The following is a 25,855-nucleotide window of genomic DNA, read 5'->3' as shown; positions in this document are numbered from 1 at the left end:
TGACCATGACGCGCGGCGGTCATAATAAAGAACAGGGCGGCACCGGCCCGGAACGTAAATGCATTGCGACCGGCGAGGTGCGCCCCAAGACCGAGATGATCCGGTTTGTCGTCGGCCCCGACGGGCAGGCGGTGCCGGACATCATGGGCAAACTGCCCGGGCGCGGTATCTGGGTGTCAGCCACGCGCGCGGCGCTGGACAAGGCGATGGACAAGAAACTGTTCTCGCGCAGCGCAAAGCAGCCCGTGACCGTTCCCGACGGGCTCGCGGCCGAGGTCGAGGCACAACTGGCGCGTCGCGTCGTGGACCTGATTTCGCTGGCGCGAAAATCCGGTCATGCCGTTGCGGGCTATGAAAAGGTCAAGGATTGGCTGTCCAAGGGCGTGGCCCAGGTTCTGATCCAGTCCTCTGACGGGTCTGAGCGCGGCAAATCGAAACTGAGCACGCCCTATGGCGGGTCCTATATCGGTTGGCTGAGCGCCGATGAGTTAGGATTGGCTTTTGGGCGACAAACTGTGATACATGGCGCGCTCGCGTCTGGTGGACTCACGGATCGTGTAGTAGAGGATGCCGCAAGATTACGTAATCTGCGCGTGCAAGACGACGGCGGCAGGGGTCGCCGGAAAGGAAAATAGAGCTTTATGAGCGATAACGACGGCAAAAAGACACTCGGTGTCCGCGGCGGACCGCGTTCGGGCAATGTGAAGCAAAGCTTCAGCCATGGCCGCACCAAGAATGTCGTAGTGGAAACCAAGCGCAAACGCGTTGTGGTGCCCAAACCCGGCGCGGCCAAACCTGCGGCCCCCGGTTCCGGACCCGGTGCCGGATCGAACCCGAACAAACGCCCGGCGGGCATTTCCGATGCTGAAATGGAGCGTCGCCTGAAGGCGGTTCAGGCCGCGAAGGCACGTGAAACCGAAGAAGCTGCGCAACGCGAAGCCGAGGAAAAGGCCCGCGCAGAAGAGCGTGAACGCCGCCGCGCCGAGCAAGAGGCCAAGGAGCGCGAACAGCGCGAGGCCGAGGAAAAGGTGCGCCAGAAGGCCGAAGAGGAAGAGCGCAAGAAGCGCGAAGCCGAGGAAGCGGCCAAAGCCGCTGCGGCTGCTCCTGCGCCCGCACCGGAACAGGATCGCGGCAAATCCGCACCTGCCAAGACCAAACAGGCGCCCCCGGCCCGCGAACGCGAAGAACGCCAGACCCGGGGCAAGGGTGCTGCCCGCAACGACGGCCGCCGCTCCGGCAAGCTGACCGTGAACCAGGCGCTGACCGGCGGCGAAGGCGGGCGGCAACGCTCCATGGCTGCCATGAAGCGCAAACAGGAACGCGCACGTCAAAAGGCGATGGGCGGTCCGGTCGAGCGGGAAAAGGTTGTCCGCGACGTCAAACTGCCCGAGGCCATCGTGGTGTCGGAACTGGCGAACCGTATGGCGGAACGCGTTGGTGACGTGGTCAAGTCGCTCATGAACATGGGCATGATGGTCACCCAGAACCAATCCATCGACGCCGATACCGCAGAGCTCATCATCGAAGAATTCGGCCACAAGGTCACGCGCGTCTCGGATTCGGACGTGGAAGACGTCATCAAAGAGGTCGAGGACAAGGAAGAAGACCTGACCCCGCGTCCTCCGGTCATCACCATCATGGGCCACGTTGACCACGGCAAGACCTCGCTTCTGGACGCGATCCGCGACGCCAAGGTTGTGGCGGGCGAAGCCGGCGGCATCACTCAGCATATCGGCGCCTATCAGGTGAAAACCGATAGCGGGGCTGTGCTCTCCTTCCTCGACACACCCGGTCACGCGGCCTTTACCTCGATGCGTTCGCGCGGGGCACAGGTCACGGATATCGTTGTGCTTGTGGTGGCGGCGGATGACGCCGTGATGCCGCAGACAATCGAAGCCATCAACCACGCCAAGGCCGCCAAGGTGCCGATGATTGTCGCGATCAACAAATGCGACAAGCCCGATGCCAACCCGGACAAGGTGCGCACCGATCTGCTTCAGCACGAAGTGATCGTCGAAGGCCTGTCGGGTGACGTGCAGGACGTGGAAGTGTCCGCCATCACCGGTCAGGGTCTTGATGAGCTGCTCGAAGCCATCGCGCTGCAATCGGAAATCCTTGAACTCAAGGCCAACCCCGAGCGCGCCGCCCAAGGTGCCGTGATCGAGGCACAGCTTGATGTGGGCCGTGGCCCGGTCGCAACCGTTCTGGTTCGGAACGGCACGCTGAAACAGGGCGACATCTTTGTCGTGGGCGAACAGTGGGGCAAGGTCCGTGCGCTGATCTCCGACACTGGCGAACGCGTGAAAGAGGCGGGGCCGTCCGTACCGGTCGAGGTGCTTGGCCTCAACGGCACGCCCGAGGCGGGTGACGTGCTCAACGTCGTCGATACCGAAGCGCAGGCGCGCGAGATTGCCGAGTACCGCGAAAAAGCGGCCAAGGACAAACGCGCTGCGGCCGGTGCCGCGACCACGCTGGATCAGCTGCTGGCCAAGGCCAAGGAAGACGAAAACGTCGCTGAACTGCCCATTCTGGTCAAAGCCGATGTGCAGGGCTCTGCCGAAGCCATCGTTCAGGCGATGGAAAAGATCGGCAATGACGAGGTGCGCGTGCGCGTGCTGCATTCCGGTGTGGGTGCCATCACCGAAACCGATGTGGGTCTGGCCGAAGCGTCCAACGCTCCGATCCTGGGCTTCAACGTCCGCGCCAATGCGTCCGCACGTAACACCGCCAACCAGAAGGGCGTGGAAATCCGCTATTACAGCGTGATCTACGATCTTGTGGATGACGTGAAAGCGGCGGCATCCGGCCTGCTCTCTGCCGAGGTCCGCGAAAACTTCATCGGGTATGCGCAAATCAAAGAGGTCTTCAAGGTCTCTGGCGTTGGCAAGGTTGCTGGCTGTCTCGTCACCGAAGGCGTGGCGCGCCGCTCTGCCGGTGTGCGTCTCTTGCGCGACGATGTGGTGATCCACGAAGGCACGCTGAAAACGCTCAAGCGCTTCAAGGACGAGGTTGCCGAAGTGCAATCCGGCCAGGAATGCGGCATGGCGTTCGAGAACTACGACGACGTTCGTCCCAACGATGTCATCGAGATCTTTGAGCGGACCGAAGTGGAACGCACGCTGGATTGATCCGGCGCAGCGACATGACACGAAAAAAGGGGACGGTGTGAGCTGTCCCCTTTTTCAGTTCTGCGTGAGAAGTCAGGTGGCCGAAAGCGGCGCGTCAGGCTGCCTTCCCGATGGGTGTTCCCTCAAAGATGCGTTCCCCATCGCGGACGGCAATGCGCCCATCCGGCAAACGCTTCACGAACACACCTTGGACGGAAATATATTTACCCAGAGATATCGTTTTCAGCACTGTCATTACATCCCCACTTGGCCATGACATGGATTAATGTAGTGCCGAAGCGTGGATTCCGGAAAACAAATTTTGACACAAAATGGTCACAATTGTGCTTTCGGCGCACAAATTCATGGCGAAGTTGAGAATTTCACGCCGCGCGACACGAAAAATCGTCTGTATGGGGCAGCTTAGAGCCAGTCCCGCAGTATGGGAATCAACGGAATGTCCGCCGGGGGCATCGGATAGTCGCGCAGCGATTCGGCCCGCACCCATTTGAGCGCCTGGCCTTCGCGCGACTGCGGAACCCCGTCCCATTTGCGGCAGGCAAAGAGCGGCATCAGCAAATGAAAGTCGTCATAGCTGTGGCTGGCAAAGGTCAGCGGCGCGAGACAAGACGCCCAGGTGTCGATCCCCAACTCCTCTTGCAATTCCCGGATCAGCGCCAGTTCCGGGGTTTCCCCGGGCTCGACCTTTCCACCCGGAAACTCCCAGAGCCCGGCCATGGATTTGCCCTCCGGGCGCTGCGCCAGAAGCACGCGCCCGTCCACGTCGATCAGCGCGACAGCAGCGACAAGGACAATTTTCATTGCCGCAATCCCGAACGGAAAACCGGTGCCCGCATTTCCTGAGATGTCTTGTCTTTCACGACCGGTAATCCGCGTTGATGGCGATATAGCCATGGGTCAGGTCACAGGTCCAGACCCGGCGCTTGCCGGTTCCCAGCCCGAGATCGACCGAGATCTGGATGCGCTCGCGCTTCATATGCGCGGCCCCATCTTCTTCGCGATAGTCCGGAGACACCCAGCCGTTTTCGGCCACCAGCACATCGCCAAACCGGATTGACAGCTTGTCCCGGTCCGCCGCCGCGCCGCTCTTGCCGATGGCCATCACGATCCGGCCCCAGTTGGGGTCTTCTCCGGCAATCGCGGTCTTGACCAGCGGGGAATTGGCAATCGCCATGGCGTGAACATGTGCGTCCTTGTCCGACATCGCGCCGGTCACGTCGATCTCGACAAACTTGGTCGCGCCCTCGCCATCGCGGACCACCTGATGCGCCAGGTCCATCATCACCTCAAAGAGCGCTTCCTTGAACGGGGCGCTATTGTCCGCGGCCACACCAGAGCTTCCTGTCGCGGCCAAAATCAGGCTGTCGGAGGTCGAGGTATCGCTGTCCACCGTGATGCAGTTGAAGGTGAGATCGGTGAGTTCCGACAACATGGATTGCAACGCGTCCTGGGACACGGCGGCATCGGTGAAGATGTATACCAGCATCGTCGCCATATCCGGCGCGATCATGCCCGAGCCTTTGGCGATCCCGGCAATTTTCACCGGCTTGCCGTCAATCTCCACTTCGCGGCCCGATCCCTTGGGAAAGGTATCGGTGGTCATGATGGCGCGCGCTGCATCTGCGATGCCGCCCGCATCCAGCGCGCCCGCCAGATCGCCCAACACTGCCGTGATGCGTTCGTACTTCATCGGCTCGCCAATCACCCCGGTGGACGAGGTAAAGACACGTGCCTCCGGGATGCCCAGCACCTGTGCTGTCGCGGCCGTGATGGCCGCCACCGCATCAACCCCGCTTTTGCCGGTAAAAGCATTGGAGTTCCCGGCATTGACCAGAATGGCCGCGCCATCGTTCGCATCACCGCCCAGCTTGGCCTGACAATCCAGCACCGGTGCCGAGCGTGTTGCCGATTTGGTGAACACCCCGGCCACTGACGTGCCGGGGACGAGCTTGGCCAACATCACGTCACGGCGACCGGAATAGCGGACACCCGCCTCGATGGAGGCAAAGCTCACACCTTCAATGACCGGCAGGTCCGGGAATGTTTCGGGCGCCAGCGGCGATACGGGCAGGGCTTTGGCCATTTATTCCCCCAGCAGATCGAGGTTTTGAAGAATGGACGGATCGAAATCCGATTTCGGCTCGGTCGCGATATCCGCTTCGGCCTTGAGCGCGTCCAGCGTCGTATCCACGGCCTTGGTCCGCACCGCGTCTTCAAGCTCCGCGCGGACCTCTTCCAACTTGGGTGCTTCGGCCACGCGGGTATCGTTGAGCTTGATCACATGCCAGCCGAACTGCGTCTGCACCGGGTCGGACACATCGCCGACTCCCATCGCTTTCACGGCGGTTTCAAACTCGGGAACCATCATGCCCTCGCCAAACCAGCCCAACTCACCGCCATTGGGGCCAGACGGACCGGTGGAATGCGCTTTTGCGAGCTCGGCAAAATCTTCGCCTCCGCGCGCGCGCTCGGCCAGCTCCGCCGCCTCGGCCTCGGTCCCGACAAGGATATGCGAGGCGTTGAATTCCACACCCCGATCGCCGTCGGCATAGGCGGTCGCGTATTCTTCCGCCACCGCTGCCTCGGTCAGCGCTTCCTCCATGATGCCCTGCATGTACTCCGCTGCCTGCAGGGACCGCTGCTCGTTTTCGAGCGCAATCGCCACGCGCTTGGAGATATCTTCCGGCCCTGCCTGCACCAGCAGGGTCTGTTGCACGAGCTGATCCAGAATGCCGTCCCACAGCACGTCGTCGGGCAGTTGCTTGTATTGCTCAGGAAGACCGGCGCGGATCATGATCATGTGACCCAGCGTGATCTCGGTTCCGTTGACGGTGGCCACCACGGTGTCTGCCGTAGGCTCCTGCGCCGTTGCCGCGTTGGCCGCGAGCGCCAGAGCGGCTGCGATTGCCGTGGTTTTAAGGCTTTTCAACATCATATCTTCCTTCATTTCTGACCGCGCCGGTGGGCGACGTTGACACTCTCAGATGCGCCGCTTACATCGCTCATGTCCTGCCGGACGCGTGTTTCCCCCAAGCCATATGGGTTGCAGTCGAGACGGGCAAGCCGGGGACACGCAGATTTGCGCATTATTCGACGGAGTGACTATGCTGGGCCTTGGAAAAATTGCCAAAAAGGTGTTCGGAACACCGAATGACCGCAAGATCAAGGCGACCCGCCCGCTGGTCGAACAGATCAATGCGCTGGAACCCGAATTCGAGCCGCTGAGCGATGAGCAGCTGATCGAGAAAACCCGCGAATTCCAAGAACGTGCCAAGGGCGGCGAAAGCCTTGATGACCTCCTGCCCGAAGCCTTTGCCAATTGCCGCGAGGCCGCCAAGCGCGCGCTGGGCCTGCGTGCCTTTGACACCCAGCTGATGGGCGGCATTTTCCTGCATCAGGGCAATATCGCCGAGATGAAAACCGGCGAGGGCAAGACGCTGGTTGCGACCTTCCCCGCCTATCTCAATGCGCTGACCGGCGAGGGCGTGCACATCGTCACCGTCAACGACTATCTCGCCAAGCGGGACGCTGAATGGATGGGCAAGGTCTATGCCGCGTTGGGCATGACCACCGGCTGCGTCTATCCGTGGCAATCCGAGCAGGGCAAGCATGACGCCTATGATTGCGACATCACCTATGCCACCAACAATGAGCTTGGCTTCGACTACCTGCGCGACAACATGAAGTCCGAACTGAACGACATGTTCCAGCGCGGCCACAACTTCGCCATCGTGGACGAGGTGGACAGCATCCTCATTGACGAGGCGCGCACCCCGCTGATCATTTCCGGCCCCGCCGAAGACCGCAGCGAGCTTTACGTGACCATCGACAAGCTGATCCCGCTGGTCGAAGAGGATCACTTCACGCTGGATGAAAAGACCCGCAACGTGACCTTCACCGACGAAGGCAACGAATTCCTTGAGGCTCAATTGCGTGCCCATGATCTTTTGCCCGAGGGCCAGTCGCTTTACGACCCCGAAAGCACGACGGTTGTGCACCACGTGAACCAGGGTCTGCGTGCCCACAAACTGTTCACCAAGGACAAGGACTACATCGTCCGCGACAACGAGGTCGTGCTGATCGACGAATTCACCGGGCGTATGATGTCCGGCCGCCGCCTGTCCGATGGTCTGCACCAAGCCATCGAGGCCAAGGAAGGCTGCGAGATCAAGCCCGAGAACGTGACGCTCGCCTCGGTCACCTTCCAGAATTATTTCCGCCTGTATAACAAGCTGGGCGGCATGACCGGCACGGCGGCCACCGAAGCCGAGGAATTCGCTGAAATCTACGGTCTGGGTGTGGTTGAGGTTCCCACCAACCGCCCGATTGCCCGTCAGGACGATGACGACCGCGTCTATCGCTCGGCAGAGGAAAAATATCAGGCGATCATCGAAGAGATCAAACGGGCCCATGAAAAGGGTCAGCCGGTCCTCGTGGGCACGACCTCGATCGAGAAATCCGAGATGCTGAGCCGGATGCTTCAGCAGGAGAAGCTCAAGCATAACGTCCTGAACGCGCGCCAGCACGAGCAAGAGGCGCAGATTGTCGCCGACGCGGGCAAGCTGGGCGCGGTGACCATCGCCACCAACATGGCCGGTCGCGGAACCGACATCAAACTTGGCGGCAATGTCGAGTTCAAGATCATGGAGGCCATCGCCGCCGATCCCGAAGCCGACCCCGAAGCCATTCGCCAGAAGATCGAAGAAGAGCACGCCGCCGATGAGCAGGCGGTCAAGGACGCGGGCGGGCTCTATGTTCTGGCCACCGAGCGCCACGAAAGCCGCCGCATCGACAACCAGCTTCGCGGCCGTTCGGGCCGTCAGGGCGACCCGGGGCGCTCCTCCTTCTTCCTGTCGCTTGACGATGACCTGATGCGCATCTTCGGTTCCGAGCGGCTCGAAAAAGTCCTGAGCACGCTGGGTCTCAAGGACGGCGAAGCCATTGAACACCCCTGGGTGAACAAGTCGCTGGAGCGCGCTCAGGCCAAGGTCGAAGGGCGCAACTTTGACATCCGCAAGCAGTTGCTCAAGTTCGATGACGTGATGAACGACCAGCGGAAAGTGATCTTTGCGCAGCGTCGCGAGATCATGGAGGCCGAGGACCTGTCGGAAATCGTGCAGGACATGCGCCACGAGGTGATCGACGAACTGGTCGACCAATACATGCCGCCCAAATCCTACTCCGACCAATGGGATGGCGAAGGTCTGCAAGGCTCTGTGATCCAGTATCTGGGCATGGACCTGCCGGTCGTGGCATGGGCGGATGAGGATGGCGTGGATCAGGACACGATCCGCGAACGCCTTGAGGATGAGAGCGACAAGTACATGGCACAAAAGGCCGCCGCTTTCGGGCCGGACACGATGCGCCAGATCGAGAAACAGGTACTGTTGCAGACCATTGACGGCAAGTGGCGCGAACACCTTCTGACGTTGGAACATCTGCGCTCGGTCGTGGGCTTCCGCGGCTATGCCCAGCGTGACCCGCTCAACGAATACAAGAACGAGGCATTCCAGCTCTTTGAATCCATGCTGGACTCCCTGCGCGAAGAGGTAAGCCAGAAGCTCGCCCAGATCCGCCCCATGTCCGAAGAAGAACAAGCCGCGCTCATGCGCCAGATTCAGGCGCAGCAAGCGGCGCAAGAAGAGCTTCAGAAACAGGCCCAGCCGGTCGGCGCCGGTGCGCCAGCCCCCAACCCGGACGCCCCCGCGCCGCTGGTTGCGGGCTTTGACGAAAACGATCCTGCCACATGGGGCAATCCCGGCCGGAACGAACCTTGTCCTTGTGGGTCGGGCAACAAGTTCAAGCACTGCCACGGTCGCATCTGATCATTCTGCATGGCAAACGATGCCACCCTGTTTCCGGCCATTGTGTCGGAAATGGGGGCAATTCCCGCGCAATAGCCTGAAACTCTCCGCGCGCGCGCCCTATCTCCGCCCCCTTTTCTAGCCATTGATTGGCCAGCGAAAAGTCCCGCAACGGGATACAGGAGGCCGAGATGAAATTGCCGCTGAACCTGAAAATGCCTGAGATCAACCTGCCCTTTGGCCGGTCCGGGACATCTGACGCGGATCCAGCCGAGGCAGCGGAACGCGCGCCCAAGCCGGGCCTGTCCGGAAGGACACGGCTGATCGCAGGGACCGCGCTTGCGGTGTTCGGCATTGGCTATCTCATGCAGAACGTGATGGGCGGACCAACGCCTCAACAGCTTCCGAAACGCGGCGCGGAAGCCCAATCCATGCAGGTTGAAAATGTCATGCCGACGGCCTCGGACATGGCATCGGCGACATTGAACGCAGGTATGCTCACCCAACCCGCACCCGAACCGGCGCGGGAAATGACCAACACCGCGTCGTCGCGAATCGAGGTTCTCGAAGATGTGGCGCAGGACGGGGCGCAGCCAGTGGCGCTGGGCGATCTGGAGCCGATCCAGACCGCCGCGCTGGACGAGGTCGAGCCGGAGTTGCCGAAAACGGAAAGCGTGCCCGAACTGTCCTGCGACATGACGCTGGATGCCGTGTCCGCACCCGCCGCGACGGTGGACCTGACGCTGAGCGCGCCCTGCCTGCCAAACGAGCGTCTGACGATGCACCATAACGGCATGATGTTCACGGCAGTGACCGATGCATCGGGCCAAAGCCGGATGCGCGTTCCGGCGCTGAGCGAGAACGCGGTCTTTATCGTCTCCTTCACCAATGGCGAGGGGGCGGTGACCCAGATCGACGTGCCGACGCTGGAATTCTTTGACCGCGTGGTGCTGCAATGGCGCGGCAAATCCGGGCTGGGTGTGCATGCGCTTGAGTTTGGCGCAGAATATTTCGGCAAGGGGCATATCCATGCCGAAACCACCGGCGATGTCGCGGCCACGGCCAAGGGCGAATCGGGTTTCCTGATGCGCTACGGTGTCGATGCAGGCCCTGAGGCGCTGATGGCCGAGGTCTATACCTTCCCCACCGGCACCGCCGTGCGCGACGGCCGGATCGCGCTGAGCGTCGAGGCCGAGGTCACGGGTGCCAATTGCGGCACCAAGGTAGATGCCCAAACCCTGCAAATCCGCCCCGGCGAAGCGTTGCGCACACAGGATCTGGAACTTTTCGTGCCGGACTGTGACGCCGTGGGTGATTTTCTGGTGTTGAATAATTTGCTCCAAGACCTGAAAGTCGCATCCAACTGATCAGCGACGCATCGGGGCAACATGAGCAAGTGTCGTGCGGCGGTTCTCGCCGCACTTTTCCTTTTTCTGACCGCGTTTTCCGCAGCGGCCCAGGATGTCACACTCACCAGCCATGACGGTGACGTGGAGATCGAGGGTACGCTGTTGGGCTTTGACGGTGAGTTTTATCGCGTTGACACCATCTATGGTGAAATCACCGTGGATGCCTCCGGCGTGGTGTGTCAGGGGCCGGGCTGTCCCAATCTCGAAGCCTTCGTGGCGCGGTTGCGCGTGTCCGGATCGGCCACCATGGGCGAGGTGCTCATGCCCGCCCTGATCGAGGCCTTTGCCCTGCGCAACGGGCTGACCGCGCGTCGGGAACAGGACGCGCCGACGCGCTTCACCTATGTTCTGGCTGATAAGGGCTCGGGCGAGGAAAAGGCGCGTTTCAGCTTTCACAACACCACAACCGACGAAGGCTTCAGCGATCTGCTCGCTGACGAAAGCGATATCGTCATGTCCCTGCGCGAGGTGCGCCCATCCGAGCTGCGCCGTGCCAGAGAGCTTGGGTTGGGCGATCTCACTGGCCCGAACCGCAGCCGGGTACTGGCGCTTGACGCGCTGGTCCCTGTGGTCTCCGCCCGCAATCCGCTGCGCGCCATCAACACCGATCAACTGGCGCAGGTCTTTGCAGGCAAGATCACCAACTGGGCACAGCTTGGCGGCCCGGACGCGCCGATCATCCTGCATCTGCGCGCGCCGCAATCCGGCCTGACCCAGACTGCGCAGGACAAGCTTTTGTCCCCTGTCCGCTTGTCGCTGTCACTGGGGGTGACGGCCCATGCCAGCAACGGCGATCTGGTCAAAGCCGTGGCGCGCGACCCCATCGGGATCGGCATCGCCAGCCAGTCCAATATCGGCAACACCCGGCCCTTGGTACTCACCGGATCCTGCGGCTTTTCCCTGCGCGCGTCGCGTCGCGCCATCAAGACCGAGGATTACCCGCTCACCGCGCCGATGTTCCTCTACTTGCCCGCGCGTCGCCTGCCCAAACTGGCCCGTGATTTCCTGACCTTCACGCGCTCTGACCCGGCCCAGATCGTCATTCGTCGCGCCGGCTTCGTGGATCAATCCCCCGAAGAAGTGTCGATCAACGATCAGGGCGACCGCTTTGCCAATGCCATCACCGCCGCCGGGTCCGAGGTGCCGCTCTCTGAACTCAAACGCCTGGTCACCCGGCTGGGAAATATGCGCCGCCTGACCACGTCCTTCCGTTTCCGGCCCGGTTCGGCCCGGCTGGATGCGCAATCCACCTCGAATGTGCAGCAACTGGCCCGTGCGCTTGAGGCCGGGAAATATGACCAGCGCGAGCTTCTCTTCATCGGCTTCTCCGACGGGCAGGGCCCGGCCGCCGCCAACCGCACCATCGCCGCCAAACGTGCCGAGGCCGTGCGCGAAGCGGTGCAACATGCCGCCGAGACCGCCAATTTCGACAAGGTCAGGATCGGCACCGAGGCTTTTGGCGAAGCGCTGCCCATGGCCTGCGACGAAACGGCGTGGGGTCGGCAGGTCAATCGCCGGGTCGAGGTCTGGGTGCGCTGATTGATCCCGCGCCTGCCGCAGGGTATGAGCGCTCAAACCATGAATGAGCACCAGATGTCCGATCCCACTTCCGATACCCCCCGCCGTGGCGTTGTCTATGTCGCCTGGGGAGCCGCCCATGTGGATGTGGCCCGCCGCTCCGCCGCCAGTGTCAAGAAAAGCAGCCCCTGGCTGGAAACCGCGATCTTCTGCGCCGCCGATGACGACACGTCCGGGTTCGACATGTCCTTTGTGGTGCCCGACGGCCTTGTCCGGCCCAAGGTGGACCTGCTCTGGCAAAGCCCGTTCGACCAGACCCTGTTTCTCGACAATGACACCATCGTGCGCGACGATCTGCAATCGGCCTTCCGGCTCTTGGAGAAATACGACATGTGCGGCGCGCATGTGATCCTCTGGCATCGCCCGCGCCACACCAAGACATGGCAGACCGAGCTGCCGGACGCCTTCCCCGAGATCAACACCGGCGTGCTTCTGTTCAAAAAGAACGACAAGACCACGAAATTCTTCAAGGCATGGTCCGCCAATTTCGCCCAAGCCGGTTTCAAGGTCGATCAGGTCACGTTCCGCGAAACGCTCTGGGCTTCGGACTTGGATTTCTACGTGCTGCCGCCGCAGTTCAACAAACGGGTTTATGAGCTGTCGGAACCGATCTATTCCGACCAACCCCGCCCGCGCATCCTGCACCTGAATATCCTGCGCCCGCAGAAATCCGCGTTCAAACGCTGGTTGTCGAATCTGATACGCTAAGGCAGCCTTGCCCAGCGTCGCCGGGCGTGGCACCGTTCGCTCACGCGAGTATCAGGGGCAAACCATGGCCACAGCCGCCAAGACAGACACACAGCTTCCACAGGCATTCGAGGCCCGCAATCCCGGACAGGCGCTGGACCTTGACTGGGTTCTGGGCGCGCAAGCCAATCGCTCGGCCATTGAACGCCGCACCGCGTCCCTGCCGGGGCGGCGCAGCGTGAAAAAAGACTATCAGGCCGCATGGCTCTGTCGCGCCGTGTCCTGCATTGACCTGACCACCCTGTCGGGCGACGACACGCGCGGTCGCGTCCGCAGGCTCTGCGCCAAGGCCGTGCAACCGGTACGCGCCGATATCCTGCAAGAGCTGGGGATGGAGGGGCTCACCGTGGGCGCGGTCTGTGTCTATCACGACATGGTGGAGACGGCTGTCGAGGCACTGGACGGCACCGGCATCCCGGTGGCCGCTGTCTCCACCGGGTTTCCTGCCGGTCTGTCACCCTTTGATCTGCGCGTGGCCGAGATTGTCGAAAGCGTCAAGGCCGGTGCCGCCGAGATCGACATCGTGATTTCCCGCCGCCATGTGCTGACCGGCAACTGGCAGGCGCTTTATGACGAAATGCGCGCCTTTCGCTCTGCCTGCGGCGAGGCGCATGTGAAAGCGATCCTTGCGACAGGCGAGCTTGGCACGCTGAAAAACGTCGCCCGCGCCTCGCTGATCTGCATGATGGCGGGGGCCGATTTCATCAAGACCTCGACCGGCAAGGAAAGCGTGAACGCCACCCTGCCCGTAAGCCTGACCATGATCCGCGCGATCCGCGACTATCACCAGCGCACAGGCTACCGCGTCGGTTACAAACCGGCGGGCGGGATTTCCAAGGCCAAGGATGCGCTGACCTATCTCGCGCTGATGAAGGAGGAACTGGGCGACAGATGGTTGCGCCCCGACCTGTTCCGTTTCGGTGCCTCCTCGCTTCTGGGCGATATCGAGCGGCAGCTGGAGCACCACGTGACAGGGCATTATTCGGCGGCACACCGCCACGCGATCGGGTGACGCGATGATGGGCAACAACCCCTATATCCTGCTCTTCGGGCTGGGTTTTGCTCTGTTCATCGGCGGCAAAAGCTGGCGGCGGCGCAAGCTGAAACGCGCGGTGCGCGACCTGCCCACACGGATGCAGCGCGCATTGGGGGATGAACCGAATTATGACCCGCCCGAGGACCTGCCCGAAGGGCTGGAACCCTATGCGGCGCTGCACCGCCGCTCCCGCCGCGTGATGTATGGCGTCTGGGCCGTGGCCTTCCTCTGGCTGGCCTATGCGCTGGTCCTCGTATTGAGAAAGCAAGTCCTATGACCGTCAAAGAGATATTCGAGACCATGGAATACGGCCCCGCCCCTGAAAGCGCAGCTGATGCCCTTGCCTGGATCGTCGATCAGGGCAGCCGCTTTGGTCAGTTCATAGGAGGCGACTGGACCGCCGCGCGCGGTGAGTTTCACTCCAAAAACCCCGCCAATGGCGAAACGCTTGCCGACCTGACCCAGGCGATCCCGTCCGAGATTGACGATGCCGTCGCCGCCGCCCGCAAGGCGCAACCGGGCTGGCAGGGCTTGGGCGGGCATGGGAGGGCGAAATACCTCTACGCCATTGCGCGGCTCATGCAGAAGCACGCGCGGCTGTTTGCGGTGCTGGAAACGCTCGACAATGGCAAACCGATCAGCGAGAGCCGCGATATCGACATTCCCCTTGCCCAGCGGCATTTCTACTACCACGCGGGCATGGCGCAATTGATGGACAGTGAACTGCCGGGCCGCGTGCCACATGGGGTCTGCGGTCAGATCGTGCCGTGGAATTTCCCGCTCCTGATGCTGTCCTGGAAAATCGCTCCTGCGCTGGCGGCGGGCAATACCGTGGTGCTGAAACCGGCGGAATACACGTCCCTCACCGCGCTGCTCTTTGCGGATATCTGCACACAGGCGGGCCTGCCCAAGGGCGTCGTGAACATCGTCACCGGCGACGGTGCCGTGGGCGAAATGATCGTGTCCCATCCCGGCATCGACAAGATCGCCTTTACCGGCTCGACCGAGGTGGGCCGCATCATCCGCCGCGCCACCGCTGGCACGGGCAAGGCGCTGACCTTGGAGCTGGGCGGCAAGTCACCTTACATCGTTTTCGAGGACGCCGATATCGACAGCGCCATTGAGGGCCTCGTCGACGCGATCTGGTTCAATCAGGGACAGGTCTGCTGCGCTGGTTCCCGCCTTCTGGTGCAGGAGGGCATTGCCGAGACCTTCCACGCCCGGTTGCGCGCGCGCATGGACAAGCTGCGGCTGGGCAACCCGCTGGATAAATGCATTGACGTGGGCGCTATCGTGGACCCGGTGCAGCTGCGCGCCGTGTCTGACATGGTCGACGCCAGCACGACGGGCGAGGTCTATCGCGCCAATGTGGAGATGCCGGTAGAGGGTTGTTTCTACCCGCCGACGCTGATCACCGGGCTGCACCCGTCCGACCGGCTCATGCAGGATGAAATCTTTGGTCCGGTGCTGGTGGGAACGACCTTCCGCACGCCCGCCGAGGCGGTTCAGATGGCCAATAACACGCGCTACGGCCTTGCCGCGACGCTGTGGAGCGAGAATATCAATGTCGCGCTCGATATCGCGCCGAAACTGGCGGCGGGTGTCGTCTGGATCAACGGCACCAACATGTTCGACGCGGCTGCCGGTTTCGGCGGCGTGCGCGAAAGCGGCTTTGGCCGCGAAGGCGGCTGGGAAGGGATGAGCGCCTATACTCGGCCCGCCACAAAGACCAAGACGCTGACCGCGCTTCTTCCCTTCAAGGGCAAAAACACCCCCACCGACCCGCTGGACCGCACCGCCAAGCTTTACGTGGGCGGCAAACAGGCCCGTCCCGATGGCGGCTATTCCCGGGGCGTCTACGCGCCCAAGGGCGCGCTTCTGGGCCACGTGGGCATCGCCAACCGCAAGGACATCCGCAACGCGGTCGAGGCCGCGCAGGGTGCGGCGGGCTGGTCCGGCACGACCGGCCATAACCGCGCGCAGATCCTCTATTACATCGCCGAAAATCTCTCGGCCCGCGCAGGTGAATTCGCGCATCGCCTCAACCAGATGACCGGCAAACGTAACGGCGCGCGCGAGGTCGAGGCATCGATTTCACGCCTGTTCACCTATGCCGCCTGGGCCGATAAGTTCGACGGGCAGACGCATAACGTGCCCATTCGCGCCGTGGCGCTGGCCATGAGAGAACCCGTGGGCGTGATCGGCGCGTTCTGCGACGATGCGCATCCGCTCTTGGGGCTGATCTCTCTGATGGGACCCGCCATGGCCATGGGCAACCGCTCGGTTCTCATCGCATCCGAGCCGTTCCCGCTGGCCGCCACCGATTTCTATCAGGTTCTGGAAACCTCAGACGTGCCGGGCGGGGTGGTCAATATCCTCACCGGATCGCATACCGAGCTTGCGCCAGCACTGGCCGGGCATATGGATGTAGACGCGGTCTGGAGCTTTTCGTCCACGGACCTCTCGAAAGAGATCGAATCTTCTGCTGCGGGCAATCTCAAACGCACATGGGTGAACAACGGGCAGGACCGCGACTGGTTCGGTCCAGCGGGCGAAGGGCGCTATTTCCTCGATGCTGCGACCGAGGTCAAGAATATCTGGGTTCCCTACGGGGCGTGAGCCCTGGGGCTCGGCTCATCGGTCCAGCTCTGCCAGCGTCAGCGGGCAGCGGACCCCGTCATAAAACGTCTCGATCAGGCTTGGAAACGCCTCCGCCTCCGGATCCGCCCGTTCGAACAGCGTCGCGCAGGAGCGTAGTTTGAGCGCGTCGATGCCGCCCATGATCTGTTCTGCGGATTTGTCCGGATGCTCCAGCACTGTCGCCGCCGCCTCGCGCAAGCGCGGTCCCAGCACTGAATGAGCTGCATAAGCTTTGGCCTCGGCCAGATCGGCAATGCCGTAAACCCGCGCCCGATGCGACCGGCCCAGGGAGGCCAACTGGGGAAATACATACCACATCCAATGGCTGGTCTTCTGACCCGCGCGCAGCTCCCGCATGACCTGATCCCAGACGGGCGCCTGTGCCTCGGTGAAGCGCTCAAGGCTCATGCCGCGTAATCCGACCCTTCGGCATCGAGGATCGCTTTCAGCTCGTTCAGATGCCGCACATCCTGTTCCGGGTACTCCTCCAACTCCCGCGCGGTCTTTTCTGCGATCTCATCGGACAGCACGTCCAGTTCCGCCCCGGTCTGCAGCGCGCGGATATAGGTCTCGGCGGCGCGCTCGAAGTAATAGAGCCGGTTGAACGTCTCGGCCACAGTGTCGCCAATCACCATCACCCCGTGATTGCCCATCACCATGACCTTTTGCTTGGGATCGGTGAACAATTGCGCGCACCGCTCCCCCTCATCCTCGAACGCCAGCCCGCCATACTGCTCATCAATCACGATGCGGTTGAAAAACGTGGCGCAGTTCTGGTCGATCGGCGGCAGGCGCTTGTCCTTGAGACAGGCCAGAACCGTGGCGTGGATCGAATGCACATGCATGGCACAGCGCGCATGGGCACAATGACGATGCAACCCGCCATGCAGGCCCCAGGCGGTCGGGTCCGGTGCATCCGGCCCCTGCAACGTCTCGGGGTCATTGGCATCCACCTCGATCAGGTCGCTGGCCTTGATCCGGGCAAAATGCATCTGGTTGGGGTTCATCAGGAACCGGGTGCCATCGTCATTGATGGCAAGGCTGAAATGATTGGCCACCCCTTCATGCATATTGAGCCGCGCGGTCCAGCGGAACGCGGCCGCCAGATCAACGCGTTCCTGCCAATGGTCCATATTGGGACGGATCTGAGTGACGGACATGAGCGGCCTCCCTGAATGCGGTATCTAGATGTCAGCCTGCCTGATTTCGACACAAGGTCCAAGCCTCCGCTGGAAACTGATCCAGTTCGACAAGCGCACCGTAACAGGTGCGTTAACCCAATCAGGAGACGTACCATGACCAAATATATCGCAGTTGCAGGCGCAGCCCTTCTGGCACTGAGCGCGCCGGTATTCGCTCAAGGTCAGAGCAGTTCCGCCAAGTCAATGGCCGCCGCCATCCAGTCTGCTGGCAACGGGTCGCTCCCGGCCAGCGAGATCAAGGGTGGCTGGGGCAATGCCGTCGGCCCAGCGACCGGGACCAACGGCAACAACGCTGTCGGGGCAAAACCCAATTAATAAAACCATCTATTTCACGTCAATTCGCCCCCGGGCCGATGGTCCGGGGGTCATCACATGCTAAAATTTACTGACCTCGAGCGGTCAGGGCGTCCTATTCTGCCATCGTCCCGACCAGACGCATCAGCCGCAGCGCCTCGGCGCGGTAGCCAAACGGGTCGCCCCCCTTGGCGCCATTGGCCAGAGCCACCGCATCGCCGTAATCCCACTGGCCGGTATACTCCCCGCCGCGCAAGAGCTGGCCAAAGCCCGCGATGGCAAAGGCAAAGCGCATGTCATCCGTGGTCTCGCTGCCTTCGACGATGGGCGTTTCGATCAAACGGCTCTCTGCCGCGCCCGGTGCCTTGTAACGCAGGCGCAGGAACCCCAGCTCGTCACTGCCCGCATCGGCCGTGGCCTGATAGCGCAGCGGATCTGTCAGCCGCGCGGGGCTGCCCACCGGCGTGACCTCGTAAATCGCGGTGACTTGATGGCCCGCGCCGATATCACCGGCATCCACCTTGTCATTGTTGAAATCCTCGCGCTTGAGTGCCCGGGTTTCATAGCCAATCAGCCGATATTCAGCGACCTGCGCCGGGTTGAACTCCACCTGGATCTTCACATCGTCGGCAATCGGAAACAGCGCACCGGTGAGTTGATCCACCAGCACTTTCTGCGCCTCGCTCAACGTATCAATATAGGCCGCCATGCCATTGCCGTTCTGCGCCAGCGCCTGCATCAAAGCGTCATCCAGATTGCCACGGCCAAAGCCCAGAACGCTCAGATAGGTGCCGGTCTCGCGCTTGTCGGCGATAAACTCTTTGAGCGCATCCGGGTCATGCAGCCCGATGTTGAAATCGCCATCCGTGGCCAGCAACACCCGGCTTACCTCGCCGTCCTCAGACATCTTTTCGGCCAGCGCATAGGCCTCCTGCAGCCCGGCCTGACCCGCCGTGCCACCGCCCGCGCCAAGACCGTCCAGAGCAGCAAGGATCGTCGCACGGTCCCCGGCACGGGTCGGCTCCAGCGCTACACCGGACGCCCCCGCATAGGTGACAATCGCCACCTCATCCTCGGGGCGCAATTCCCCCAGCATCAGCCGCAAGGATTGTTTCAATAGCGGCAGCTTGCGCGGATCATCCATCGACCCCGACACATCCACCAGAAAAACAAGGTTCAGCGGCGGGCGATCTTCGACATCGGGCAGGGCACCCTGAATGCCGATATGCACGAGCCGCGTATGCGCGTTCCACGGCGTGTCGGCCACGGTCACGCCGGTGCGAAACGCAGATCCCTCGCCGGGCGCGGGATAATCATAGGGGAAATAATTCACCATCTCCTCGATCCGCACAGTCTCGGGCGCGGGCAATTGCCCCGCTTCGATCATGTTGCGCAGGACCGACCATGCGGCGGTGTCAACGTCGATCGAAAAGGTCGATACCGGGTCCTCTACCGTCACCTTGAGCGGGTTGGTTTCGGCCTCAGGATAGGCCTCGGACGTGCTTTCGGGCGCGTAGAACTGGTCCACCAGTGGCGCGCGCATCTGCACATCGCCCAGCTCTGCCGCAGGCTGCCCCGAATACATGCGCACCGTGCCGTTGTTCCCGCCGGGCGCAACATTCATCACTTCGAACTCGAAATCCGCAGATGGCGCTGGTGCCGGGGCGGGTTCCATCGACATCAACCCGCCCGTGGCGGTGCCGGTCGATTTTTGCCGCGGTGTGGCCAAGGCTTCTTCCAACGGGGCGTCCATGGAGGACACGGGCTTTGGCACATCGCGCACAACTTCCGGCGCGCCGACCTCCAAAGTCGGCAGGATCAGCGCGACACCGACAAGGGCAATCGCGGTGGTGGCACCCAATGCGGCGCGCGGGGACAGGGATTTCAGCATGACATCAAGACCTCTCATCAACACGCCCCTCTTTGGGCGTTCGAGAGTTTGACGGGCGCTGTCCCGCGATCCTTGGGACGCGGCAAAGATTTTTTCCGCCTCCGCGATATTGGCGGCCTTGCGCGTCTCATCCGGCGACGGGGTCGCCGCGCGCAAGGACTGCGCCAGCTTGTCGAATTCGTCGCTCATGTCTCTGCCTCCTTCAGCGCCCTGAGACGCTTGCGTATCTCTGACATGCGCCAGCTCACCGTGCCCTCGGAAATACCCTGGATCTGCGCCACCTCTGCGTGGGAGAGCGGTTCCAGCACCAGCACCAGCGTTTCGCGCAGATCGTCGGGCAGGGCCTGCATCGCCTCCGCCAGCCAGCCCAGCTGCTCTCGTGTCTGGTCCGCCTCGGCCCGCCGCGCCAGCTCCACATCGCCCCAGCCCTCAACCGCCCGCGCATGGGACGCCGCGCGCCGCCGCCGGTCATGGGCGGCATTCACCACCACGCGATAGAGCCACGTGGTCAGCCGCGCCCGTCCGTCAAAGCCGCGCAGCTTGCCCGGCAACGCGGCACAGATATCCTGCGTCAGATCCTCCGCCTCGGCCCGGCTGCCGGTCAGCCTGAAGCCAAGCGCAAAGACCCGGTCATAGACGCGGCTCAGCAGTTGGGAAAACGCCTCTGCGTCCCCATCTGCGGCAGCCAGCGCCAATGTCTCATCACTCACCATATCGCGCATGTCTTCTGTAGGACGCGGCTCAGGGGACGATCCTTGGCGTGAACGGGAAAAAAATCTCACGAGGGCTCAAACAGCCCCGCATATTCCTCGCGCAGCGCCTTCTTCTGCACCTTACCCATGGTGTTGCGCGGCAACTCGTCCAGCACGATCACCCGCTTGGGCTGTTTGAACTTCGCCAGCTTGCCCGCCAGCGCCGCGCCCACATCCGGCACTGCGCCTGATCCATCCGGTACCACCACGGCCACCACCGCCTCACCGAAATCCGGATGCGGCACACCGATCACAGCGCTCTCCTTGACCCCAGGAAGCGCGTCGATCAGCCCCTCAACCTCTTTCGGGTACACGTTGAACCCGCCCGAGATCACCATGTCCTTCTCGCGCCCCACGATGGTCACGTACCCCTCCGCATCGACAAAGGCCTGATCCCCGGTGATGAACCACCCATCGGGGCGCAGCTCTTCCGCTGTTTTCTCCGGCATCTGCCAATAGCCCTGAAACACATTCGGCCCACGCACTTCGATCACCCCGATCTCGCCCTGCGCCACCTCGGCCTCGCCATCCATGATGCGCAATTCCACCCCCGGCAGCGGAAAGCCCACGGTCCCGGCCCGCCGTTCCCCTTCATAGGGGTTGGACGTGCTCATATTCGTCTCGGTCATGCCGTAGCGTTCCAGAATACGATGACCGGTCCGTGCCTCCCATTCCTCATGGGTCGATGCCAAAAGCGGCGCAGAGCCGGAAATGAACAGCCGCATATTGGCCGCACGGTCCCGGCCCAGCCGGTCATCCGCCAAAAGCCGGGTATAGAATGTCGGCACGCCCATGAGCGCCGTGGCGTGTGGCATGGCCTGCAGGATCGCATCGGCATCAAAACCGGGGAGGAACACCACCTGCGCCCCCGCCAGAAGCGCCACATTGGTCGCCACGAAGAGCCCATGGGTGTGAAAGATCGGCAGCGCATGGATCAGCACATCATCCGAGGTAAACCGCCACAGATCGCGCAGGGTCTCCGAATTGCTGGCCAGATTGGCATGGCTCAGCATAGCCCCCTTGCTGCGCCCCGTGGTGCCCGACGTGTAAAGGATCGCCGCCAGATCACCGGCCCCCCGCGCCACCGGCTCCACCGGGTCGCCCAGATCGTCAAACAGGCTGCCCTTGCCGCCCGCATCCAGCGTCAAAACCCGCGCATCCCCGGCAATACCCGCCAAATCCCCGGCCCGCTCCGGATCACAGACCAGCACACGCGGTTCCGCATCCCCCACGAAATACGCCACCTCATCCGTCGTATAGGCGGTGTTGAGCGGCAGAAACACACCTCCCGCCATAACCGTCCCAAGATAAAGCTGCACCGCCTCCAGCGTCTTGGCCACCTGCACCGCCACCCGGTCGCCGGGCTGCACGCCTGCGCGCTGCAACACGCCCGCCAGTCGGGCCGCGCCGTCGAACAGTTCGCCAAAACTGCACAAAGCCGCGCCCTCGGCATTCATGGCAAAGACACGTTCCGGCGCCCTGGCGCTTGCGCCTTTCAACGCGTCGATCAAGTGATTGCTCATGCGACCCTCCAGAAATCCTCTGTTTTCATCCCAGCCCATCCATGGAAGTGCAAGCATCCCCCGTCTTCATCTTGCCAGATAAACTCCCGCCGGAGGCTCCCGCAATCCGCCACAAGCGCCCCCATTTGACCTTTGCGCGAAACAGGCGCAGACAAGCCTCATGCAAACCGGTCGTGGCATCGCGCTCAAACTCATCGCCCTGGCGGTCTTCACAATCATGGCCTCGCTCATCAAGGCCACGTCCGACGCTGTGCCGCCGGGCGAGGCGGTATTCTTCCGCTCGGCCTTTGCCCTGCCGGTCATCATTGTCTGGCTGATGCTCAAGGGCGAGCTCTCTACGGGGCTGCGCACCCGAAACCCCATGGGCCATGTCTGGCGCGGGGTGATCGGCGTCTCGGCCATGGGGCTGGGCTTTACCGCGCTCGGGCTTCTGCCGCTGCCCGAGGTCACCGCCATCGGCTTTGCCTCACCGCTCATTACGGTGATCCTCGCTGCGCTTCTGCTGGGCGAACAGGTGCGGATGTTCCGCCTCTCTGCCGTGGGTATCGGACTGATCGGCGTGTTGGTGATCCTCTGGCCAAGGCTCAGCTTCGGCGCAGACCTTGACCGCCTTGCCATGATCGGCGCGGTGGCCATGCTCATTTCGGCCGCGCTGCGGTCGCTGGCACAGGTCCATATCCGGCGTCTTGTCCAGACCGAGCACCCCTCGGCTGTCGTCTTCTATTTCATGCTGACCGCCAGCGTCTTGTCGCTTTTCACGCTGCCTTTTGGCTGGACAGTGCCCTCGCTGCCCGAGGCGGCGATGCTGATCGGAGCCGGGGTTTTCGGCGGTATCGGACAAATCTTCCTGACGCTGTCCTACCGTTTCGCGCCGGCCGGTGTGCTGGCGCCCTTCGATTACGCTTCGATGCTGTTCGCGGTGATCGTGGGCTATGTGGTCTTTGCCGAGGTGCCCACTACGGCGACGATAATGGGCTCTGTCATCGTCATGGCCGCTGGTGTCCTCATCATCTGGCGCGAGCGTCAGCTTGGGCTGCAACGCGGCAAGGCGCGCCCCAAGCTGACGCCGATGGGCTAAAGCATTTCCAGCAAAAGTGGATACCGGTTTTGCGTCCGGAATTGCGCTTTAACCAACGACCTTTAACCGACGATATTGAACCCGGGCCCATAGGGGTAGCCGGTGATATTCTCGTTCCCATCCTCGGTAATGATCAGGATATCATGCTCGCGATATCCCCCGGCCCCGGGCTGACCGTCCGCAATGGTCAGCATCGGCTCCATGGAGATCACCATGCCCGGCTCCAGCACTGTGTCGATATCCTCGCGCAGCTCCAGACCCGCCTCGCGCCCGTAGTAATGCGACAGTACGCCAAAGCTGTGCCCGTAGCCAAAGGTCCGGTATTGCAGCATGTCGCGTTCCTCGAAAAACGCGTTGATCTCTGCCGTCACCTCCGAGCAGCGCGCGCCGGGCTTGAGTAGCGAAATCCCCAGCTCATGCGCGCCGACATTGGCCTCCCAATAGCGCAGGGAGGCCTCATCCACCTCGCCCACGAACATGGTGCGTTCCAGCGCGGTGTAATAGCCCGAGATCATCGGAAAGGTATTGAGCGACAGGATATCACCGCGCTGCAAGCGCCGCGAGGTGACCGGGTTATGTGCCCCATCGGTATTGATCCCCGACTGGAACCAGACCCATGTGTCGCGATACTCCGCATCGGGAAACCGCTTGGCGATCTCCAGCTCCATCGCATCACGGCCTGCCATGGCCACGTCGATCTCGCGCGCACCCTCGCGCACCGCGTCACGGATGGCATAGCCACCCACATCTGCCACGGCCGCGCCTGCACGGATCATCTCAAGCTCCGCCGCGCTTTTATGCATCCGCTGCACCATCGTCGTCTCATACAGATCGACCAAGGCGCTGGGCTGCAAAAACGCCTCCAGCTTGCCCTTTTTCAAGAGCGTCAGGTGATCGCTCTCATAGCCGACCCGCTTGCCCGTACCCGTGACCGAGCCGATTGCGCGCCAATAATTGTCCCGCTGCCAATCGGTATAGGTGATGTTGTCGCCGTAACACCGCCGCCACGGCTGACCGGCATCAATGCCAGCAGAGATCGTCACGCTCGTCTCGGGCGTCACGACCAGCGCATAGGGTCTGCCAAACGCGCAATAGGTGAAACCCGAATAGTAACTCACATTATGCATTGAGGTGAAAACGGCTGCCTCGCAGCCAAGCGCCTCCATGCGTGCGCGAAGGCCCGTCAGCCGCGCTTCGTATTCCGCCTCAGCAAACTGAAGCGGGGCCTTTTCACCATTATGAAACCGATAGAATTCCGGACGTGCAGTCATAGCGACCCCTCTCGTCAAAGAAAGGTCCCGGCGTACAGGACGAAATATATGGGAATGGACCCTGTGGGCGGCGCCACCGCCCCGGTCGCCCAATCCTTTCGCCGATTTTGCCGAGTCTGGCAAGCCCTTCGTAGGGTGGGCAGTCCTGCCCACCATCCCGGCCATCAATCGGGCGCGAGCATATACCCCGCCCCGCGCACGGTCTGAAGGTAACGCGGCTGTTTCGGGTCGCTTTCCAGCTTGCGGCGCAGCCGGGTGATCTGCACATCGACCGCGCGTTCCTGGCTTTGCCCACCGTCGCGGCCCAGTTCCTCGACCAATTGCGCCCGGGTGATCGCCTCGCCCGGGCGGGCAGAAAAGATGCGCATCAACTGGCTTTCCGTCGCCGTCAGCCGCACCTGATCTTCGCCCTGCCAAAGCTCACCCCGTTCGATGTCATAGCGGATGGGGCCAAGCGACAGGATCTTCGGCTTGGCCGCGTCCTCTGGCGCGTCGGGCATACGCCGCAGGATCGCGTTGATGCGCAGCAGCAATTCCTTGGGCTCGAACGGTTTGACAAGGTAGTCATCCGCCCCGGCCTCAAGCCCTGCAATCCGGTCCTCGGTCTCGCCCTTGGCCGTCAGCAAAAGGATCGGTGTGCTGGAGGTTTCACGCAGATCGCGGGTCAGGCTGATGCCATCCTCGCCCGGCATCATCACGTCCAGCACGATCAGGTCGAAATCCAGTCCCGACAGGATGCGCCGCGCATGGGCGGCATCGCGCGCGGCACTGACAAGAAACCCGTTGCGGATCAGGAATTTCTGCAGCAATCCGCGAATGCGCTCATCATCATCGACAATCAAAAGGTGGGCGTCGGGGTCCATCATGTCTTGGTCTCCCTCAGCGCGTGGTAATTGCGGCGCATATCGGGGTCCATCATCGCCTCCAGCACCTGCCGGAACCCGGCCACCGCCTCGGGGCCGGCCTTGCGATAGGCGGCGCGCATCCGGGCGCGCTGTGCGTCAGACAGACGGGATTCCAATGCCTTGCCCTCCTCGGTCAGAAACAGGTGGCGTTCGCGTTTGTCCATGCGCCCCACCTTGCTTTCCACCAGACCGTCTTCGATCAACCGGCGCAAGACACGGTTCAGCGATTGCTTTGTAACACCAAGGATATTCAGCAGGTTGTTGACCGTCGTGCCCGGCGCGCAGTTGATGAAATGGATCGCCCGGTGATGCGCGCGACCATAGGCCATTTCATCAAGGATACGGTCGGGATCTGCGGTAAAGCCGCGATAGGCAAAGAACATGGCCTCGATCCCCTGCCTGAGCTGTTCATCGGTCAGAAACAGCAACTGCTCTCCGGTGGATTCCGCCATGTGCAAACCCTTCCTCATCACGTCTTGCTGTCACATTAAGTCAGCCTTGTTGACATTCCAAGCCTCAACTGGTAGCGAATCCCAGTTTTTGCGCAATTTTATGCCCGGTTCGGACGTATCAGGCGCAATATTTGAAAAGCGGCGG

At 62.2% G+C, this 25,855-nt stretch carries 22 protein-coding genes; 11 read left to right on the top strand and 11 right to left on the bottom strand.

The annotated features are described in order from the left end of the window. The first annotated feature begins 5 nt into the window (after positions 1–5). A complete protein-coding gene (locus PGB28_RS15945; protein ID WP_271422519.1) occupies positions 6–635 on the top strand; it encodes an RNA-binding protein in 630 nt (209 codons plus the stop codon). Positions 636–641: 6 nt separating this feature from the next. After that, the gene (gene infB / locus PGB28_RS15940) at positions 642–3,128 is read left to right on the top strand and encodes a translation initiation factor IF-2 (protein WP_271422518.1); all 2,487 of its coding nucleotides are present in this window, start codon (positions 642–644) and stop codon (positions 3,126–3,128) included. 402 nt (positions 3,129–3,530) lie between these two features. Here infB and mutT read toward each other — a convergent pair whose 3' ends face one another. From mutT to PGB28_RS15925, 3 genes are read right to left on the bottom strand one after another with little or no spacing between them, the layout of a single operon-like run. Continuing rightward, complete coding sequence (mutT, locus tag PGB28_RS15935; RefSeq protein ID WP_271422517.1) at positions 3,531–3,929, bottom strand: 8-oxo-dGTP diphosphatase MutT; 399 nt, start codon at positions 3,927–3,929, stop codon at positions 3,531–3,533. Between the two features lie 55 nt (positions 3,930–3,984). Then, positions 3,985–5,211 carry a bifunctional glutamate N-acetyltransferase/amino-acid acetyltransferase ArgJ gene (argJ, locus tag PGB28_RS15930; protein ID WP_271422516.1) on the bottom strand — a complete coding sequence of 409 codons (1,227 nt, stop codon included), beginning with the start codon at positions 5,209–5,211 and terminating at the stop codon, positions 3,985–3,987. Beyond that, positions 5,212–6,060, bottom strand: a complete 849-nt coding sequence (locus PGB28_RS15925; RefSeq protein ID WP_271422515.1) for a peptidylprolyl isomerase — start codon at positions 6,058–6,060, stop codon at positions 5,212–5,214. A 172-nt stretch (positions 6,061–6,232) separates the two neighbouring features. Here PGB28_RS15925 and secA point away from each other — a divergent pair, with 172 nt between their 5' ends. From secA to PGB28_RS15890, 7 genes are all read left to right on the top strand, one after another. Then, a complete protein-coding gene (gene secA, locus PGB28_RS15920; protein WP_271422514.1) occupies positions 6,233–8,953 on the top strand; it encodes a preprotein translocase subunit SecA in 2,721 nt (906 codons plus the stop codon). A 170-nt stretch (positions 8,954–9,123) separates the two neighbouring features. Continuing rightward, positions 9,124–10,299, top strand: a complete 1,176-nt coding sequence (locus PGB28_RS15915; RefSeq protein WP_271422513.1) for a hypothetical protein — start codon at positions 9,124–9,126, stop codon at positions 10,297–10,299. A gap of 21 nt (positions 10,300–10,320) precedes the next feature. Further along, positions 10,321–11,880: a phosphate ABC transporter substrate-binding/OmpA family protein gene (locus PGB28_RS15910; RefSeq protein ID WP_271422512.1), complete on the top strand. Its 1,560-nt coding sequence runs from the start codon at positions 10,321–10,323 to the stop codon at positions 11,878–11,880. 54 nt (positions 11,881–11,934) lie between these two features. After that, positions 11,935–12,627 carry a putative nucleotide-diphospho-sugar transferase gene (locus tag PGB28_RS15905; protein WP_271422511.1) on the top strand — a complete coding sequence of 231 codons (693 nt, stop codon included), beginning with the start codon at positions 11,935–11,937 and terminating at the stop codon, positions 12,625–12,627. A 64-nt stretch (positions 12,628–12,691) separates the two neighbouring features. Then, the gene (deoC, locus tag PGB28_RS15900) at positions 12,692–13,678 is read left to right on the top strand and encodes a deoxyribose-phosphate aldolase (protein ID WP_271422510.1); all 987 of its coding nucleotides are present in this window, start codon (positions 12,692–12,694) and stop codon (positions 13,676–13,678) included. Positions 13,679–13,682: 4 nt separating this feature from the next. Beyond that, positions 13,683–13,979, top strand: coding sequence for a hypothetical protein (locus PGB28_RS15895; RefSeq protein WP_271422509.1), 297 nt, complete (start codon positions 13,683–13,685; stop codon positions 13,977–13,979). Next, entirely contained in the window at positions 13,976–16,321 is a 2,346-nt protein-coding gene (locus tag PGB28_RS15890) for an aldehyde dehydrogenase family protein (RefSeq protein ID WP_271422508.1), read from the top strand. The genes PGB28_RS15895 and PGB28_RS15890 overlap by 4 nt, the downstream gene beginning before the upstream one ends. A gap of 15 nt (positions 16,322–16,336) precedes the next feature. Here PGB28_RS15890 and PGB28_RS15885 read toward each other — a convergent pair whose 3' ends face one another. After that, complete coding sequence (locus PGB28_RS15885) at positions 16,337–16,750, bottom strand: DUF1810 domain-containing protein (RefSeq protein ID WP_271422507.1); 414 nt, start codon at positions 16,748–16,750, stop codon at positions 16,337–16,339. Further along, on the bottom strand, positions 16,747–17,502 hold the full coding sequence (locus PGB28_RS15880) for a class II aldolase and adducin N-terminal domain-containing protein (protein WP_271422506.1): 756 nt from the start codon (positions 17,500–17,502) through the stop codon (positions 16,747–16,749). The genes PGB28_RS15885 and PGB28_RS15880 overlap by 4 nt, the downstream gene beginning before the upstream one ends. 135 nt (positions 17,503–17,637) lie before the next feature. Here PGB28_RS15880 and PGB28_RS15875 point away from each other — a divergent pair, with 135 nt between their 5' ends. Next, positions 17,638–17,859, top strand: a complete 222-nt coding sequence (locus PGB28_RS15875) for a hypothetical protein (RefSeq protein WP_271422505.1) — start codon at positions 17,638–17,640, stop codon at positions 17,857–17,859. A gap of 94 nt (positions 17,860–17,953) precedes the next feature. On the opposite strand, the gene PGB28_RS15870 is transcribed toward PGB28_RS15875, so the two are convergent. Genes PGB28_RS15870 through PGB28_RS15860 form a run of 3 tightly spaced genes read right to left on the bottom strand, consistent with a single transcriptional unit; the run spans position 17,954 to position 22,004 of the window. Continuing rightward, complete coding sequence (locus PGB28_RS15870) at positions 17,954–19,918, bottom strand: vWA domain-containing protein (protein WP_271422504.1); 1,965 nt, start codon at positions 19,916–19,918, stop codon at positions 17,954–17,956. Further along, positions 19,915–20,451 (bottom strand): RNA polymerase sigma factor, encoded by a 537-nt coding sequence (locus PGB28_RS15865; RefSeq protein ID WP_271422503.1) that lies wholly within the window; start codon positions 20,449–20,451, stop codon positions 19,915–19,917. Before PGB28_RS15865 ends, PGB28_RS15870 begins: the two co-directional genes overlap by 4 nt. A gap of 56 nt (positions 20,452–20,507) precedes the next feature. Further along, positions 20,508–22,004: a malonate--CoA ligase gene (locus tag PGB28_RS15860; RefSeq protein WP_271422502.1), complete on the bottom strand. Its 1,497-nt coding sequence runs from the start codon at positions 22,002–22,004 to the stop codon at positions 20,508–20,510. 160 nt (positions 22,005–22,164) lie between these two features. Here PGB28_RS15860 and PGB28_RS15855 point away from each other — a divergent pair, with 160 nt between their 5' ends. Continuing rightward, complete coding sequence (locus PGB28_RS15855) at positions 22,165–23,082, top strand: DMT family transporter (protein ID WP_271422501.1); 918 nt, start codon at positions 22,165–22,167, stop codon at positions 23,080–23,082. Positions 23,083–23,144: 62 nt separating this feature from the next. Here the strand turns inward: PGB28_RS15855 and PGB28_RS15850 are convergent, their stop codons facing one another. From PGB28_RS15850 to PGB28_RS15840, 3 genes are all read right to left on the bottom strand, one after another. Beyond that, positions 23,145–24,353 (bottom strand): aminopeptidase P family protein, encoded by a 1,209-nt coding sequence (locus PGB28_RS15850; protein WP_271422500.1) that lies wholly within the window; start codon positions 24,351–24,353, stop codon positions 23,145–23,147. Positions 24,354–24,517: 164 nt separating this feature from the next. Next, positions 24,518–25,219: a response regulator gene (locus PGB28_RS15845; RefSeq protein WP_271422499.1), complete on the bottom strand. Its 702-nt coding sequence runs from the start codon at positions 25,217–25,219 to the stop codon at positions 24,518–24,520. Next, entirely contained in the window at positions 25,216–25,710 is a 495-nt protein-coding gene (locus PGB28_RS15840; protein WP_271422498.1) for a MarR family winged helix-turn-helix transcriptional regulator, read from the bottom strand. Before PGB28_RS15840 ends, PGB28_RS15845 begins: the two co-directional genes overlap by 4 nt. Between the last annotated feature and the right edge of the window lie 145 nt (positions 25,711–25,855).

It is taken from the genome of Primorskyibacter aestuariivivens, assembly GCF_028023675.1.
Classification (GTDB): domain Bacteria; phylum Pseudomonadota; class Alphaproteobacteria; order Rhodobacterales; family Rhodobacteraceae; genus Marinovum; species Marinovum aestuariivivens.
Note: the sequence above shows the minus strand (reverse complement) of the source record. Positions and strands in the feature narration are given on the sequence as shown.